The organism is Methanosarcina sediminis (assembly GCF_052056915.1).
Taxonomy (GTDB): domain Archaea; phylum Halobacteriota; class Methanosarcinia; order Methanosarcinales; family Methanosarcinaceae; genus MTP4.
In genome coordinates this window covers 261,582-277,247 of the sequence record NZ_CP195119.1, presented here as the reverse complement: position 1 = coordinate 277,247, position 15,666 = coordinate 261,582, and the positions used below count along the sequence as shown (strand labels likewise).

Sequence of the window (15,666 nt, the reverse complement as noted above, 5' to 3'; positions counted from 1 at the left end):
TTGTATCATCTACATGTGATCTGGTTTTATACGACATATATTAATTTTTAGAAAGTATAAACTTTGTGCAAAAAATATATTATGTGAGCAAATTAAGGTTCCAGAGTAAGAAACCCGGAAAAATCTTTATTAAGCAAAGTCCTGTCGGGCTTTTCGAACGGCAGCCAGGCCCTTCCAATCTTCCATGTCGAGTTCCGGCTTTTCAGCCCGGTATTTCGCATACAGTGCTATTCCCACAGGATCTTCAAGGATATCGACTTTGACGCCCTTCTCGTGCAGCATCCGTTCATTGCCCGAGGCGTTCGTAACATCCCCGACGACCACGCGGTCGAACTGGCGCATATATATCAAGGTGGCGCAAACGTCGCAGGGGCTGAGCGTTGTGAAAATCGTGGTTTCGCTGAAGTCCTGCCGTCCTGCATCGCGTATGGCGGAAGTTTCCCCGTGGTTGTAAGGGTCGTTGTCCTGCACAAGCGTATTATGTCCTTTTCCGACAATCCGGTGCGTATTGTTATCGATTATGACGCCCCCGATTGGGCAGCCCCCCTCATCATAGCTTTTTTGCGCAAGTAAAACGGCTATACGCATAATATCGCGGTCGCTCAGTTTAGCGAAGAATTCATCTTCAACTATTGCAGGAAGACTTTTCGTGGGCAAATGGGCGATGACGTTAAGCGCCTCTTCCGTAACAGACGTGTTTTTTGTGATGAAGTGTTTCATAGGATCCCCCTTTTCAAATCATGATAGAATTATTTTCGGCATCATTAAGATATTTAAATTGGTTGATTGATGCTGTTTACCATATTAAATTACATTGACAATTTTAAAGTAAATTCCTGTTGATCGCTATTTCAATTCCCTCTCCCAGATTAAGTTTGGTTATACGTCTTATTTGTATTTGCTTCTACAGCAACGTTATCTTCTTCTAGAATGGTTTTCCGGCGAATGCTCAAAATAGTGCTTCAATTATCTTTTGAATTATATATTAAATCTGGCTAGATGCGATAATTCACTTGTAATCTGCTGGCAAAAACCAGCTTGGAAGAAAAGCAAAAAATACGAGGAAGAAAATGTTACAAAATTAAAGAGATGAAAGTGAATACTTAAATCATTCATTTGGAATATACTCAATTCCATTCGAACTTAATAAAGCAATTGACCCTACCTGAAGAATAGTAAGTATTGTATCAATAGCAGAATTGGCAACATCTCCTACACCTGGAACTAAACCAACACTTAAGTCTGTACCTATATTTAAGACTCCACAAATTAAAACTAGCACAAGTGTAGATTTTACTTTTGAACTTTTGATAATTAATTGTGTAACATCATTTCCATTCATTTTATCTACTCCCAATATTTAGATTTCAGAAATAAAAATAATTCATCATTTCTCCATTAGAATTTATATTCAGAATTATTTCAACAATTTTTTCAATATTACTTCAGAAACTCATAATTTCTAAAGAATGTCGCTTGTATAAAAATATTCTGAAATTTTGTTTTAAAAAGTTGTATTATTTAAAGTAACACTTTCTTTTAGAGCGCCCGGGCTTTGAAGAATATGAAATGGGCGTTATGTCTCTGGCTTCTTTTCCAAAGATTGTATGAAGATAGTCCGAGTCGTTTATTGATTATGAATCAGAGAAAGCTAAGGAAGGATCTCAATATTCCAAACCTTTGAGCAGGACAATTTTACAATATGTTGAACATCTTGAAAATAAGTTTGATGGGGATATAAGGTTTTTAGAGAAAAAACAGATTCAGGCTGATGGGTTGGTCTACATTGGAAAAGTAGCTAATAATATTGAGGATCAGCCTTTGGATGTTACCACGTCTCAAGTTTTCATTAATGAGGAAGAGATTAACAAAGGATATTGGCTTTGACCCCTAAGAGGCAAGGGAGACTGGAATTAAGCATAGGAGTACTTGAAGAGGATGAAAGATAGAATTGTAAATTATGGGGGGATAAACTTAAAAACTAAATCCATGAAAAAGTTTATGAGCACATTTAGAAATTAATACATGAACGGCTTTTAAAATAAATTTGTAGACATAAGCACTAAATTACAAACTTATATAAATTCTGAAAAACAAATCTGCTTTGATAAAGAACTTCAGTATATTATATCTCAGGTGCTATTATATACTTAAACAGCCATTAGATTTTTTGAAACATTCTGTAGCATTTAGTAGAAGTACAGGATTTCAGAGATGGTTTATTTGGTTAGTAAGATCAGAAATAAGCCTATTGTTATAGGAGTTCTTCTAATAATTGCTTTATTTATCTCTGTATCTCTTTCTTTCATTTTTAAGGAACCAGCATCACCGTATTTTTTAGCACCATTTTTTGTAATACACAATCATGACGTTAATAGTCATGAAGTAACAGTGGAAGTACTTGATCAACATAACAAATCAATAATAAACGAAACATACAGTTTGGAACCTGGAAGTGATGTGTCACGATCTCGTCCTTTGAGTCTATGGTTACAACAGGAAAAAAGAGAGTATACCTTTAAGGTGACTATGGATGACCAAATTACAAATGAAGCTAACCTGGAAATCTTAGACAGTCATACTTCAGCAAGCATACGTTTATACACTGTATTTGGTGAAACTATTCCCTATGATAGACTCCGTGAACCTATTCCTATTCTTATAGAGGCTGTAGAATATTGAGAAATCTAATGTTTCCACATATTTTCCCACTTACAACAGTTTTTTCTCACAGACTTTTCACTTTTTAATCGGCAAAAACATAAATTAAATGATAAAGTTATTTTTTTGTCATGGCAACTTTGTAAATTAACGGTTGCGCATAACTCTTACAGAAATGCATACAAAAAAATCTTATTTTTCAGTCAATGAGAATTATTAAAATGGATTTTCTAGTTAAGAATATTTTAGAAAAAATCGGCTTTGCGGAATCTTTGCAAAAATGCGTTGTGTTTTTTAGAGATATCTGCCTCACTTTAAAGAATTAAAAAAAGTGCGAGGGGTGGGATTCGAACCCACGAAATCCTTCGATACCGGATCTTAAGTCCGGCGCCTTTGGCCGGGCTGGGCAACCCTCGCTCTTCGAAAAAAGCTGAACTGTTTTTAGCCGCAAAAACTCCTTAATGCGAGCATTCTTTAAATAAAGTTAAATTATTTAAAGCTTATTCTTTAATTCATGGAAATTACATTCCTTGGCACAGGAGTTGCGATCCCCCAGAAGGGTCGGGTGCAGTCAGGTGTACTTGTGGAGTTTGAGGAAAAACCTCTGCTTATCGACTGCGGAAGCGGCGTTCTGAACCGGATTTTAGAAACCGGGGTCCGGCATACGGAGATTGATACCGTACTGCTCTCTCACCTTCACCTGGACCATGTTGCGGACCTGCTCTGCCTCGTGAAGGCGAACTGGCTCATGGGAAAAACCGATATGCGGGTCTACGGGCCTGAGGGAACTGAGGACTGGTTATTTGACTTGCTAGGGCTTTATGAGTACATTCTCGAGGAGGTGGACGTGAAAGTCATTGAGTGCTCTCCGGGAAAGGAGTTCGTACCCGAGGGGTTTGACTGTGAAATCAGTTGCGCGGCTGCCGTACACAGTGTCCCGACCCTGGCTTACCGGCTAATGTCGGGGGAAGGGGAAATCGTCTACTCCGGAGACACGGAGCCCTGCAGGGACGTCCTGGACCTGGCAGTCGAGGCTGACCTCCTTATCCATGAATGCTCCTTTCCCGCAGGCATGAAGGTCACGAACCATACGACCCCGTCGACCCTCTCAGATATGCTGGACGAGTACAGGGACGAGATAGGAAGTCTTTGCCTGACGCACTTCTATCCCGAAATGCGGGGACACGAAAGAGAAGCCATATACCGGCTGAAAGGGAACTTTGACGGGGAAATAATCCTGGCAGAAGACCTCATGAACCTTGAACTGTAAAATTAAACCGAAAATGTCAACTCTATACTTTAATTCACCAGTTGTCTCAACATATTCGCTCAAATGTTAACTCAAATAACTGGCCGGTTCTTATGCGGAGTGTGGCAGACTGTGCAGGTAATTCTACACTCCGTCACGCCTATACCTCAGGCAGGACATTTTCGTTCAGGTTATAGATCTCCGGCAGCAGGGCTCGGGACCGCTCCATAGGTGCTCCTGCAGTACCCCACTAGATGCGCCTCATGATGGTTCTCTCAGTGGCTTGCTGGAGAGATCGACTTCCGGCCGCACATACCTCTGGGGCCAGGAGACATTATTGGCCGCATACCCCCCTTCCGGCTGTCCGTGGCAGACCTCACAGGCCGAATGCTTGACGTCAACATTTGCATACTATCTTTCCCACTTCTCCTGAAGCTCGAATGTACGGTGGTACTTTTCATAGGACTCTATGTCAGGCACCTTTTTTCCCAGCTTATTTATCGAATTGGTATCTGGACATTCCGGGATTAAAAATATGATTTCCTGACGAAATTAAGGCAAAAGAGGCAGAAAGAAGGTAGAAAGAAAGCAGAGAATATAAGGCAAAAGAGACAGAAAGGAGGTAGAAAACCATTTCTTAAATAGAAGAAAATAGAATCTTCTTTTGTCCTGGTAAAATTCCTGAATAAAATATTACTGGAAAAGATTAGATTTCAGTTAAGATTTTCTTTCACACATTTCCTTTAACACGTTTCCTTTATAATTTCGTAAAAATACTTCTATATCCGGATATTATTTTCGGATTTCACAGGGAGTGATCTTTCATGGCAAGAATCCTTTCCGAAAAAGACATTGGCCTCTTGAAAAAACTTGCACCTGAATGTGAAGACCTGCTCTGTTCAGGCTCCGGAGTTCCCTACCGTTCGATTCTTCCTCCCCTGGCAAACCACTACTCTAAGGACGCCATTGATTTCCATCGAAGAGTAAGTGGAATTTCCCCCGGGGACCTGGAATACCTCATCTCCCTTATCCTGAGTGGGGAAGAGAGCCTTGGCTGCGTTCCCCCTGACTACATAATCATTTTCCTGAATGTTGTAGAGGAAAAACTTGGGGAAGAAGCCGCAGCCACGGTCATGCAGAAGTACGAAGAAAATCTGGAGTGTCACAGCTGAAAGGCCTTGTAAGTATTTCATAATGTTTAATGATATTTCTTAATATTTTTTTCATTTAGCCCCCTCTTGAGGACAAGTGTTATCCATATATGGCGTGTTGCCCTCAAAAGTCCCGGGACATATTTTTGTATTTTGGACAAAAAGGACGGGGGATTTCCAAAAGCTTCTGATCTTGCCTTTCAGGGTGCAGTTTCGGATAAAAAGTAATACTTTTGTTAGGTGATGCCCATACCAAAAACAGGAAGTTTCCTAGAACTGGCCAATGTTGTCCGCATTAGAGAGCTGGCTCCAAAAGTCCCGGGGAAATTTTCAATGAATTCTACAAAAAGGAAATGATGTTTCCTAAAAAGCATGAATTCCCATTTAGTATTTTTCAAGATCTCTTAAGTTCTCCTGGCTTTTCTTCTAACTCCCCTCTAACTTTCTTTTCAGGTACGCAACTCTTTAAAATGTATGGCCAGCCAGAAAAATAGTTTTTAAAACGGAAAGCGGATTGAAACTTGCCGATGAATGGTTTGATCTCAGGAACGGTTTCTATAAGAAGGTTGTTCTGATGCGAGTATTTACACTTCTGGATCTCCGAAGCTACCCGAAAAATACGAGATGTAGATAGTCCTTCTATATGTTTCACTCTGTGGATCTTCGATGCTATCAACCTGCAGGCCAAGGCCCTTAACTCCGAAGGCTTGCAGGTCCTGGTAAGGTTACCAAATCTTGAGTATACAGGGCTTTAAACGAGCTTGCAGGGACGGCAGGGATTAATAATCAATATTGGCTCTTCGCTGTTTTGAGTGGGTAATTTACATCCATTTCCAAATATGGAGCAGATTTGTGAATTTCAATCATCTATATTTATGAGAATCGCATTCAAGCTCAATTCTCGTATTTTTAATTTGGCAACTTTTTAACTAATCAATTATTTTCAACCCATACAAAATAGCGAAGAGCCCCAATCCCAATTAAATAGATATCTTTGGCTATAGTAGTTGATTACTGAGCTGGAATAAGTTCTTCAAGGTTAGTAAACTAATAGTAATGATTAAGGGGGAAATATAGCCAGAATCAGAGTCATAGGACCTAAAGTAACGAAATTCCAGGATTGGAAAGGCAAATTCGACAAGAAGCTGACGGTTTGAAAGAATAGCGTATGGACTTTATACGAGCTGTATTATGATGAAGCCTATTAAAGCTTATGTCGTTCATACCTTAAACGATGACAAATTGGACATGGCAAAACAGCATGTAAGAATTTCAAGCTTTTGGAAAGCAGACCGAAATTAAGCCCTCTGGCAATCGGCACTCAACTCTTCCGGGAGGAAATAAGGTTGAAGAGATGGCTACTGGAGATTTGGTCTTGAATTTTTAATCAATGGGGGGTAACGTTATGACTGACGACAGAAAGAACCCTGATACGGGAAGAGCAGACAAACAAGAAACCGGTAGAGGCATGCCGAACCGCGACTGGTGGCCAAACCAGTTGAAGCTCGAGATCCTGCACCAGCATTCTTCCAGGTCCAACCCTATGGGCGAGGACTTCAACTACGCAAAAGAGTTCAAGAGCCTCGACCTGGCGGCTGTGAAGAAAGATCTCGCGGCGCTGATGACTGATTCGCAGGACTGGTGGCCGGCGGACTTCGGCCACTATGGCCCTTTGTTCATTCGCATGGCGTGGCACAGCGCCGGCACCTACCGCGCCGGTGACGGCCGCGGCGGTGGCGGTAGAGGCCAGCAGCGCTTCGCGCCGCTCAACAGTTGGCCGGACAACGTCAACCTGGACAAGGCACGTCGCCTGCTCTGGCCGATCAAGCAGAAGTATGGCCGTAAAATTTCATGGGCCGACCTCATGATTCTTGCTGGCAACGTCGCCCTGGAAACGATGGGATTCAAAACGTTCGGTTTCGGAGGCGGCCGCGAGGACGTCTGGGAGCCGGACCAGGACGTCTACTGGGGTTCCGAGGAAACGTGGCTGGGTGGTGATAAACGCTACTCCGGTGATCGGGACCTCGAAAATCCGCTCGCTGCCGTGCAGATGGGGCTGATCTATGTCAATCCTGAAGGCCCGGATGGCAACCCGGATCCGGTCGCGGCAGCCAGGGATATCCGCGATATTTTCGCTCGCATGTCCATGAACGACGAAGAGACCGTTGCGCTCATCGCTGGCGGGCACGCCTTTGGCAAAACCCACGGCGCCGGCCCTGCGTCCCATGTCGGGCCTGAACCGGAAGCGGCCAGTATCGAGGAGCAAGGTTTTGGTTGGAAGAGCAGCTTCGGCACCGGCAAAGGCGGTGACACGATAAGCAGCGGCCTGGAGGTCACCTGGACCAACACGCCAACGAGGTGGAGCAGCAACTTCTTCAGGATCCTGTTCAGCTACGAATGGGAATTGACGAAAAGCCCGGCCGGTGCATATCAGTGGCAACCGAAAGGTGGCGCAGGCGCCGGCACGATTCCTGATGCCCACGACCCGTCCAGGCGTCACGCGCCAAGCATGCTGACAACTGACCTTTCCTTGAGGTTCGACCCTGCCTACGAAAAGATTTCAAGGCGCTTCTACGAGAACCCGGATCAATTAGCGGAAGCATTCTCACGCGTGTGGTTCAAGCTAACGCACCGCGACATGGGTCCACGCGCACGCTATCTCGGCCCGGAGGTTCCTGCCGAAGAGCTCATCTGGCAAGACCCCATCCCCGCGGTCAACCACGAGTTGATCGATGAGAAGGACATGGCCTCCCTCAAGGGGAAGGTCCTTGCCTCCGGACTGTCTATCTCGCAACTGGTTTCGACCGCCTGGGCGTCGGCGTCCACCTTCCGTGGCTCCGACAAGCGCGGTGGTGCGAACGGCGCACGAATTCGCCTCACGCCGCAGAAGGATTGGGAAGTCAACCAGCCAGCCGAACTGGCGAAAGTGCTGAACACTCTCGAAGGGATCCAGAACGAGTTCAACAGTGCGGCTTCTGGCGGCAAGAAGGTCTCGCTTGCTGACCTGATCGTTCTGGCTGGTTGTGCAGGCATCGAGCAGGCTGCGAAGAACGCTGGTCACGATGTGCCGGTCCCCTTCTCGCCAGGGCGCATGGATGCCTTGCAGGAGCAGACCGATGTGGACTCCTTCGCCTTACTCGAACCGCTCGCAGATGGTTTCCGCAACTACCTCAAGAGCCAGTACACCGTATCAGCCGAGGCGTTGCTGGTTGACAGGGCGCAATTGCTGACGCTGACCGCACCAGAGATGACGGTGCTCGTTGGCGGTATGCGCATGCTAAACACCAACTTCGAACAGGCCCAGCACGGCGTTTTTACCCGGAAGCCGGAGGTGCTAACAAACGACTTCTTCGTGAACCTGCTCGACATGGGCACTGAGTGGAAGCCGGTATCGGACGCAGGGGACATGTTTGAAGGGCGCGATCGCAAGACCGGGAAAGTCAGGTGGACCGGCACGCGTGTCGATCTTATCTTCGGTTCGAACTCCCAGCTCCGAGCTCTGGCCGAGGTCTACGGAAGCGCGGACGCGCAGGAGAGGTTTGTCCAGGACTTCGTGGCGGCCTGGGCAAAGGTAATGAACCTTGATCGCTTCGACCTCGCCTGATCGTAGCATACATGTCTTCAACAAAAAGAGTTCGAGGATATTTTGAAATAAAGAAGGCTACCCTCGAATTCTCTATTTTTTATTCCGCAAGTTAAGAATCTCTATTAATCAACGAACTCACTCATTCCAGGCCCCATTTCTTCCTGAACTCGAGCTTCTGCTGGCTGCTCATCCAGTGGCTGCCGTCACAGTAGGGCTTGTTCTCTGACTTTCCGCAGCGGCAGAGGGTTACTCTGTTCCGGGATTCGTACATGTTGCCATCTGCTGATTCAATGGGGATACCACCTCGAACCCAAAGGGGGCCTTCACAACTTTTTTCTTTGTCGTGAACCAGTACAATAGATGGTTCAAATTCTTTTTCAAAGGGTTTGCCAGTCTTCTTGTCCCACATGACCAGCCGTCCTGATGGGCAGATCATGGATTCCTCTATGGCAGTTTGTCTGGCTTCCGGGTCGTCCGATTTTTGTATGAGATCCCTTATTCCACCAGACCGCTGGCAGAAACGGGAATGATCGCAGAGCTCGTGGACATCGGTGAGTTTTAGATCAGGACCTTCAAACGTTTCCGCTTTTTCCAGGTAAGGCTTTCGACTGGCTGTTTCGCTACCGTTAAAACCGATTTTGCGATGGGTCCCATCACAGAAGGGCTTGTTTTTGGATGAGCCGCAGCGGCATAAGATGTAGGCATCCTTTCGAGGGTATTCCTTTATATCAATTAATTCTCTGGTATGACCAGTGTCATCGGTGACAATTATCTGTTCGAAAAGCGGCACTCCACCTGTAACCCGATACGGTCCATCTTTGATTATCTTAATCCTCATTTCTTTCTCATTGACTGCCATAACCATAGTCTCCCATTACCTCTTATAATGCAGTACTGGATGTTTAGTTTGACTATTCGCCTCTTTGATGATTCCTCCATTTCCATCGCAGCGCATTCAACGCCCGTGAAAAGGAGATTAAAGCGAAGCTTCAGGAATGGGGTATCCTGAGGTAAAAAAAGAAGGGCTTAAGTAAGGAAGTCTCGTACAGAGATACTCTGGCTGTGGAAATCTTGAGGCATCTGTCAGGATATCTGTCTTGAATGATGTGGCAGAATACTGAACATCTTAGCTAAACAGCTGTTATTCAGGGAAAAAAGGTAGGGAGTTCCTACGAAACATTCGTAGGATTCTTTACGAGTTTAAGATAGCCCGGCACGGATTCGAACCGAGGTTGCGGGATCCAGAGTCCTGCATGATTGACCACTACACTACCGGGCTTCGTTGATTTAACTCTCGGGCACGCCTTCGAGCGCCCCTGAGCGTATCTTCTAAAGGACAAATCTGTATATATACCTTTCGGCCCACATTATGAAATTTTAAGGTTTACTTTAAAGGTTTTCTTCTTTCTGGTCCAGGACAGCGGTCCACCACCAGCGGGCCATGTCCATCAGGTCGCTGGAAAACTGGCCTGAGAGCCTGTACTCTCCTTTGCTTATGGAGATGAGCCCTGCACCCAGGAGCTTGTTGCGCATAGCATAAAAAGAGGCACGTCCAACCTGAAGTTCTTCAAGCATCGTTTCCCATTCTTCGGTCCTGACCGGGTTGCCTGCAGCCTGCCTTTCTTCTATTATGGTTAAGAACTTCCGGCCTCTCAGGGCAGTGGCATCTTCCTGGAAAATGCGCCGCATGAGGGCATCGTAAGGGTTCCTTGTTTTAGTTATGCGGGAATTTGCGTCCGAGCGGACAATAATGGTCGTCGCTGTTCTTGGGGCGTTTTTAACAAGTGACATAGTCCATCAGCAAAATTAGAATGAGATCAAAATTAATGTGGCAATCTGAAATTTATGCAGCAGTCTTTATGCAATTGCATCACTTGACGGCTCATGTGGCGTATTTACGACTTTCATAAGCAGATCCAGATATTCTTCCCGCAGAGTGTATACCATCGGGGTCTTATAGGACTCCTTGTGAGACCTGAGTATCCCCAGCTTTGAATGAATATATCCCACCATGGATGCAACCGTATTCCTTGAAACATTGTATTTTTTTCCAAGCATTTCATGCAACTCGTCAATGGTTGCTTTCTTGACTTTAATAAAGATGCATAAAATTGCTCTTCGATAGCCGGTGGAATCTACTTCAATAAATTTCTCTACTCTAGATTTGATTTTGGAACGGATGGATCCCATGTGTTACCACCTCTACTGATACAGTAAACTATGTCAGTTTTAACTCTATATATAGGTTTGTAAATTAATTCGTTATGATGGGAATGATTATAATTTTTTTTACTTGCTCGAGAATTATATTTTTATCACTGATACCATTAATTCTAATGTATATATATGCCCTCCCTCGATATATTGTTTTTTACGCCCCAATAATATATTTGCTGGATTTTAGGGGACTTGCCCACAAAGTAATCATACTTCTATATTTTTATTATTCCTCCGTTTTTTCAAAAAAACATCCTATGGCGTAAAACTCTGAAATAGGCCTTAAAGTACCCTCCAATCTTTGAAAACTTATAATATATATTTACCCCGGTACTCAATAAGTTTCGAGTAACTTCTATATAAAGATTTCTCCTCCGGCGGTTACTGGTATCGATTTTATGGGGGGCTCCTCTTGAGGACTCTCGCGAACCCCTCAGTCCCCTGTATGAACCGATCTCCGGCATAATTTGGGGTTATTCTGATTATCATCAAGGTCTCATCTGAAATTTAATATAAGTTCTCTCTTTTCCCGCTTTTCACCTTCTGTGGCTTTCAAAGTTAAACTGTTTGCATTTTCACATATTTTCAGTCCTGAGAGGGATGAATTTTAATAGTTTTATTACCTTAGACAGAAATGTATGGGGAGACTTGCTTGCATAGAGGCCTCCCTAACTTCCCGCCCACGTTAAGGTGTGATAATAATGGATTACAGGTATGACCTTCAGGGTAATGTTCTCTACATGGGGGAAACCCCGATGCCCGCATACAGTCTTGAAGAAAATGAAATCGGTACCTGCACGCACTGTGACTCCCCAATGGTTAGCATTAGCTATCATGTTTCGGGGGAGGAAATCGTAGTTACAACAAAGTGCACGGCATGCGGGGTATTTTATGCGATCATATATGGCCCGGAGTGGAACTGGCTGGACGAAGCTCCCATTTCTCTGCTGCCTGTCCCGATCCCTATAAGTAATCCGGTAGTCAGGGATCTGGAAGGGCTTGAAGCCATAAACTTCAAAAAACTTGAGGCTGTATTTTCGAAAGGGGAAATAGCAGCGCTCTTTGCAAGGGCCGGGGAAAAGGCCCCTATTCGGCAGTACCTGTACCGCGCCCGTAAAAAATATAGGCAGTTTGAAGAAATTTTCGAGCTCAGGCTCGAATTATAAATTGTTACTCCGTTTTCTTATCAAATACTGTTTTTTTGCAAGGACCTGGTGAAATATTTCTCATAAATCGGGCAAATAGAGGATTAAATTAAGAGTAACAATATATTATTACTCATTAATCATATTGATTTTTGCCCATATTAATTTAATCTAGCCCATTAATAAAAATATCTTATTTATATTTTATGCGCGTTATTTTAACATACAATATTATATTTAACCATGCATATTGGGGGATGGCCTGAGTATATGTGGCAATATATGACTATCTAAAATCATATGTCACAAAAATTTAGATTGACATTCCATAAATAGTTATTAAAATTCCCAAAGATCATATGTGTTTTTTTAGTACTTTATGATCCACGTAGTCTAGCATATATGGGTCAAAAAACAATATATAAATATATGCTTATTTAATCCTGTTTCAATGGGTAAACTTTGGAAAAAAACAGCATAACTGTCAGGAAATATATACTTATTTCGTCCTGGGTTCATTTCCTTCAAGACTAATTTTTCTACTTTGGACTGCTTGTGAACATAAACTCATTTTTGTAATAATCCATCCGGGATATAATAACTATGAGTAATTGAGATGTTTCCCCTGTTAAATTGAGTCTCCATTTCCTGCATCAGGAGGCCGTTCTTATAGTTTATATGAATTGATTTCCAGGCGGGTCAAAATCTATGATTTTGCAAACCCGGCTATTCTATATCATATAGGAATATGCCCTTTCCTACCGATAGACCCTTTATTTAGTAAGAAAAATAGTTTAGAAACATATATCACCCTGCAAAAACCAGATAATTACTATATGTTATGTGAATATGCTTAATTGAGATCCCTGGGTCCATAGTTATTATTGGGATAAATCGCCATCAAGGACTTAATTACTGTAAAATTTTACTATTTATTACTATGTGTACTTGACTCATTTTTTACAAAATAGTCTAGCGTTATAAGCTCAAAAAACGTTATATAAATATAGGCAAATTTAAATTGTTTTTTAAAATAACTCTATTTGTATAATTGAATTTTCATTCTATATTGTTTAAGGTATGTAATAATTTTAAGCAGAGTTATATAAATGAATATTGTGTACTACATATTTCTTTGAATTGTATCTAATCCTAAGTCTTAATAGTAACTTGGATATTTAATATTCATCCTCATACACATATCCATTCATATATTATTATTTAAGGTCAAATTGCCTTGAAAAATCAATTAATTTTCAATATGTGTTTTATATCATATGTTTTAAATAATACATTATTATCTTTGATGCCAGTATGCAAATTAGTAGACATCCTCTATAATATATATGACTAGTTACCTGCTATATTATATATGTTAGTGAGGTATTTTTTTACATTATATCATTCAGATCCCTAATACACATATAATATGTGTATATCATAGTATATATTTTCTATTTAATACTTCTTTCTTATGACTTTTGTATTGGGAACTGCTATATATAATACACATAATTATATATTAATTATAACACATCTAAGTTCAGCATCTATTAAATACATCCTCATATGAATAGGCAGTCATATACTCGCATATATTGGAATTTTTAACTATTAATAATCAAAACTCCATATTTATTTTTATTTTGGTTTGTAGGCAAGCATAGATTTCTATATATCCATAATTTTTATTGAGCTATATTTATATATTGCTTTCCACATTGAATGAGCTAGACTATCAGATGCTAGATATCCCAAAAACACATACTTGCTAAATTTTGCCACTTTTTCAATTTAGAAGTGACATTTTGAATTAAAATGTCAGACTATTGTATATAATGGGCAACTGTAACAATATTCAACATATATAGTATATTTATTATATAATAAAATCCTTATTAATATAAATCCCCATATATAATTTAAGAACAATATATCATCTTGCCCTACTGCACTTAACCTGGTGACCCGCCGGCAGGATTTATAAAATAACAGGATATAAAACAACAGGACTATTTATTTCACACATTCTTTGTTTCTTATGGCAATCAGCATTTATTTAAGGGCAGATACCCTATTCCAATTAATTTACTAATTATTTCCTGTGAGACCCGGTTATGCTAGAGAATATCGACCTGTCAATGAGCGTGAAAAACGGAGATTATAAGGAGAGCCTGGACTCCCTGGAAGAGGAACTTGGAGAGCTCCAGCGCCAGGCCTGGGAGCTAAAAATCCCGATTATTCTTGTGTTTGAGGGTTGGCATGCCTCGGGGATTGCAGAGGACATTAACAGGTTCATCCTGCCCCTGGACCCCAGAGGATATGACTTTCACACAATGGTAAAGCCTGGCTATGAGGAAGCCCTGAAACCTTTTCTCAGGCGTTTCTGGACCAATATCCCGGTCAGGGGCAAAATTGCAATCTATGACAGGAGCTGGTACAGCCGGGCAATTATCGAAAAGTACGGAAGAGAAAGTTCTGATAAGGCCCTGGAAAATTGTCTGAAGGAAATCAATTATTTCGAACGCCAGCTTTCCGAAGACGGCTACCTTATCCTCAAATTTTTCCTCCATATAAGCGAGAAGGAACAGAAAGAGCGCTTCAAGAAAATCCGCAAGAACAATATCCCCCTGATCGTGGACGAATACGAAGATGCCGGCGGAGAGGAACTTGACTTCATTCATGAATACTCCAGGTATTTGCCTGTGGTAGAAAAGGTCCTGGAAATGACCGACTTTCCCCATTCCCCCTGGACAATTGTGGAGGCAAATGACAGGAAATTTGCAACCCTTAAAATCTTCAGCACTGTCATCCGGGTTGTCAGGGAGCATATAGAAAAGGTTACCAGGACACCAGGGCAGCAGACCATCAAATACCTGAACATCGCGACCTCCAAAACACTAGACCTTAACGGTTCCTTGCTGGAAAAGACAGACCTTTCAAAAGCGCTTTTATCGGATGAGTATAAGGAATCCAAAAAACAGTGCCAGAACACACTCCGCGAACTCCAGTACGAACTTTTCAGGCAGAAGCGTTCTCTGGTAATCGTCTTTGAAGGCATGGATGCGGCAGGCAAGGGGGGAGACATCCACCGCCTGGTCCAGGAGCTGAACCCAAGGCTTTATAGGGTGGTCCCAGTAGGGGCCCCAAACGACATCGAAAAAGCCCACCACTACCTCTGGCGCTTTTTTGAGGGAATTCCAAAAGCCGGGCACATGACCATCTACGACCGGAGCTGGTACGGGAGAGTCCTGGTGGAACGGATAGAAGGGCTCTGCAGTGAAGATGAATGGAAGCGAGCCTACCGGGAAATCAATGAGTTCGAAGAAGTCCTGGCAAATTCGGGAGCAATTGTCCTCAAGTTTTGGCTCCAGATCGACCGGGAAACTCAGCTCGAACGCTTCGAAGGCCGAATGGCGGACCCCCGGAAACAGTGGAAAATCACCCCTGAAGACTGGCGAAACCGGGAAAGATGGGCAGCTTACGTAGACGCTGCAGAAGAGGTGCTCCAGAAGACCAGCACAAGCTATGCCCCCTGGATTGTCGTGGAAGCCAATGACAAGTACTATTCAAGGATAAAGGTCCTGAAAACCGTGGCTGAAACGCTGGAAAAAGAACTTAAGTCCTGATTTGCAGTAGAAATTAGCTGCCAGACAG

General features: G+C 42.8%; 13 protein-coding genes and 2 tRNA genes. 8 read left to right on the top strand and 7 right to left on the bottom strand.

Annotated features, from left to right (window positions below):
* Window positions 1-129 precede the first annotated feature (129 nt).
* Both ACSAZK_RS01140 and ACSAZK_RS01135 read right to left on the bottom strand, forming a co-directional pair.
* Window positions 130-720, bottom strand: a complete 591-nt coding sequence (locus tag ACSAZK_RS01140) for a nucleoside deaminase (protein ID WP_440955605.1) — start codon at window positions 718-720, stop codon at window positions 130-132.
* Between the two features lie 388 nt (window positions 721-1,108).
* The gene (locus tag ACSAZK_RS01135; protein ID WP_440955604.1) at window positions 1,109-1,357 is read right to left on the bottom strand and encodes a hypothetical protein; all 249 of its coding nucleotides are present in this window, start codon (window positions 1,355-1,357) and stop codon (window positions 1,109-1,111) included.
* A gap of 323 nt (window positions 1,358-1,680) precedes the next feature.
* On the opposite strand from ACSAZK_RS01135, the gene ACSAZK_RS01130 reads away from it, so the two are divergent.
* Entirely contained in the window at window positions 1,681-1,887 is a 207-nt protein-coding gene (locus ACSAZK_RS01130; protein WP_440955603.1) for a hypothetical protein, read from the top strand.
* A gap of 336 nt (window positions 1,888-2,223) precedes the next feature.
* Complete coding sequence (locus ACSAZK_RS01125) at window positions 2,224-2,682, top strand: hypothetical protein (protein ID WP_440955602.1); 459 nt, start codon at window positions 2,224-2,226, stop codon at window positions 2,680-2,682.
* A gap of 311 nt (window positions 2,683-2,993) precedes the next feature.
* Here the strand turns inward: ACSAZK_RS01125 and ACSAZK_RS01120 are convergent.
* Window positions 2,994-3,078: transfer RNA gene (locus ACSAZK_RS01120), tRNA-Leu, on the bottom strand.
* A 97-nt stretch (window positions 3,079-3,175) separates the two neighbouring features.
* On the opposite strand from ACSAZK_RS01120, the gene ACSAZK_RS01115 reads away from it, so the two are divergent.
* From ACSAZK_RS01115 to katG, 4 genes are all read left to right on the top strand, one after another.
* Window positions 3,176-3,931 (top strand): MBL fold metallo-hydrolase, encoded by a 756-nt coding sequence (locus tag ACSAZK_RS01115; RefSeq protein ID WP_440955601.1) that lies wholly within the window; start codon window positions 3,176-3,178, stop codon window positions 3,929-3,931.
* Window positions 3,932-4,276: 345 nt separating this feature from the next.
* Window positions 4,277-4,441 (top strand): hypothetical protein, encoded by a 165-nt coding sequence (locus ACSAZK_RS01110; protein WP_440955600.1) that lies wholly within the window; start codon window positions 4,277-4,279, stop codon window positions 4,439-4,441.
* A 293-nt stretch (window positions 4,442-4,734) separates the two neighbouring features.
* The gene (locus ACSAZK_RS01105; RefSeq protein ID WP_440955599.1) at window positions 4,735-5,082 is read left to right on the top strand and encodes a hypothetical protein; all 348 of its coding nucleotides are present in this window, start codon (window positions 4,735-4,737) and stop codon (window positions 5,080-5,082) included.
* Window positions 5,083-6,466: 1,384 nt separating this feature from the next.
* The gene (gene katG / locus ACSAZK_RS01100) at window positions 6,467-8,665 is read left to right on the top strand and encodes a catalase/peroxidase HPI (RefSeq protein ID WP_440955598.1); all 2,199 of its coding nucleotides are present in this window, start codon (window positions 6,467-6,469) and stop codon (window positions 8,663-8,665) included.
* Window positions 8,666-8,786: 121 nt separating this feature from the next.
* On the opposite strand, the gene ACSAZK_RS01095 is transcribed toward katG, so the two are convergent.
* The 4 genes from ACSAZK_RS01095 to ACSAZK_RS01080 all read right to left on the bottom strand — a co-directional run bounded on the left by ACSAZK_RS01095 (window position 8,787) and on the right by ACSAZK_RS01080 (window position 10,837).
* Window positions 8,787-9,506: a CDGSH iron-sulfur domain-containing protein gene (locus ACSAZK_RS01095; protein ID WP_440955597.1), complete on the bottom strand. Its 720-nt coding sequence runs from the start codon at window positions 9,504-9,506 to the stop codon at window positions 8,787-8,789.
* A gap of 347 nt (window positions 9,507-9,853) precedes the next feature.
* Window positions 9,854-9,926 (bottom strand) — tRNA-Gln (locus ACSAZK_RS01090).
* 110 nt (window positions 9,927-10,036) lie between these two features.
* On the bottom strand, window positions 10,037-10,438 hold the full coding sequence (locus ACSAZK_RS01085) for a hypothetical protein (protein ID WP_440955596.1): 402 nt from the start codon (window positions 10,436-10,438) through the stop codon (window positions 10,037-10,039).
* A 66-nt stretch (window positions 10,439-10,504) separates the two neighbouring features.
* Window positions 10,505-10,837, bottom strand: coding sequence for a DUF2551 domain-containing protein (locus tag ACSAZK_RS01080; protein ID WP_440955595.1), 333 nt, complete (start codon window positions 10,835-10,837; stop codon window positions 10,505-10,507).
* 728 nt (window positions 10,838-11,565) lie between these two features.
* Here ACSAZK_RS01080 and ACSAZK_RS01075 point away from each other — a divergent pair.
* Both ACSAZK_RS01075 and pap read left to right on the top strand, forming a co-directional pair.
* Window positions 11,566-12,030: a hypothetical protein gene (locus ACSAZK_RS01075; protein WP_440955594.1), complete on the top strand. Its 465-nt coding sequence runs from the start codon at window positions 11,566-11,568 to the stop codon at window positions 12,028-12,030.
* Window positions 12,031-14,126: 2,096 nt separating this feature from the next.
* Window positions 14,127-15,638 (top strand): polyphosphate:AMP phosphotransferase, encoded by a 1,512-nt coding sequence (gene pap / locus ACSAZK_RS01070; RefSeq protein WP_440955593.1) that lies wholly within the window; start codon window positions 14,127-14,129, stop codon window positions 15,636-15,638.
* The last annotated feature ends 28 nt before the right edge of the window (window positions 15,639-15,666 follow it).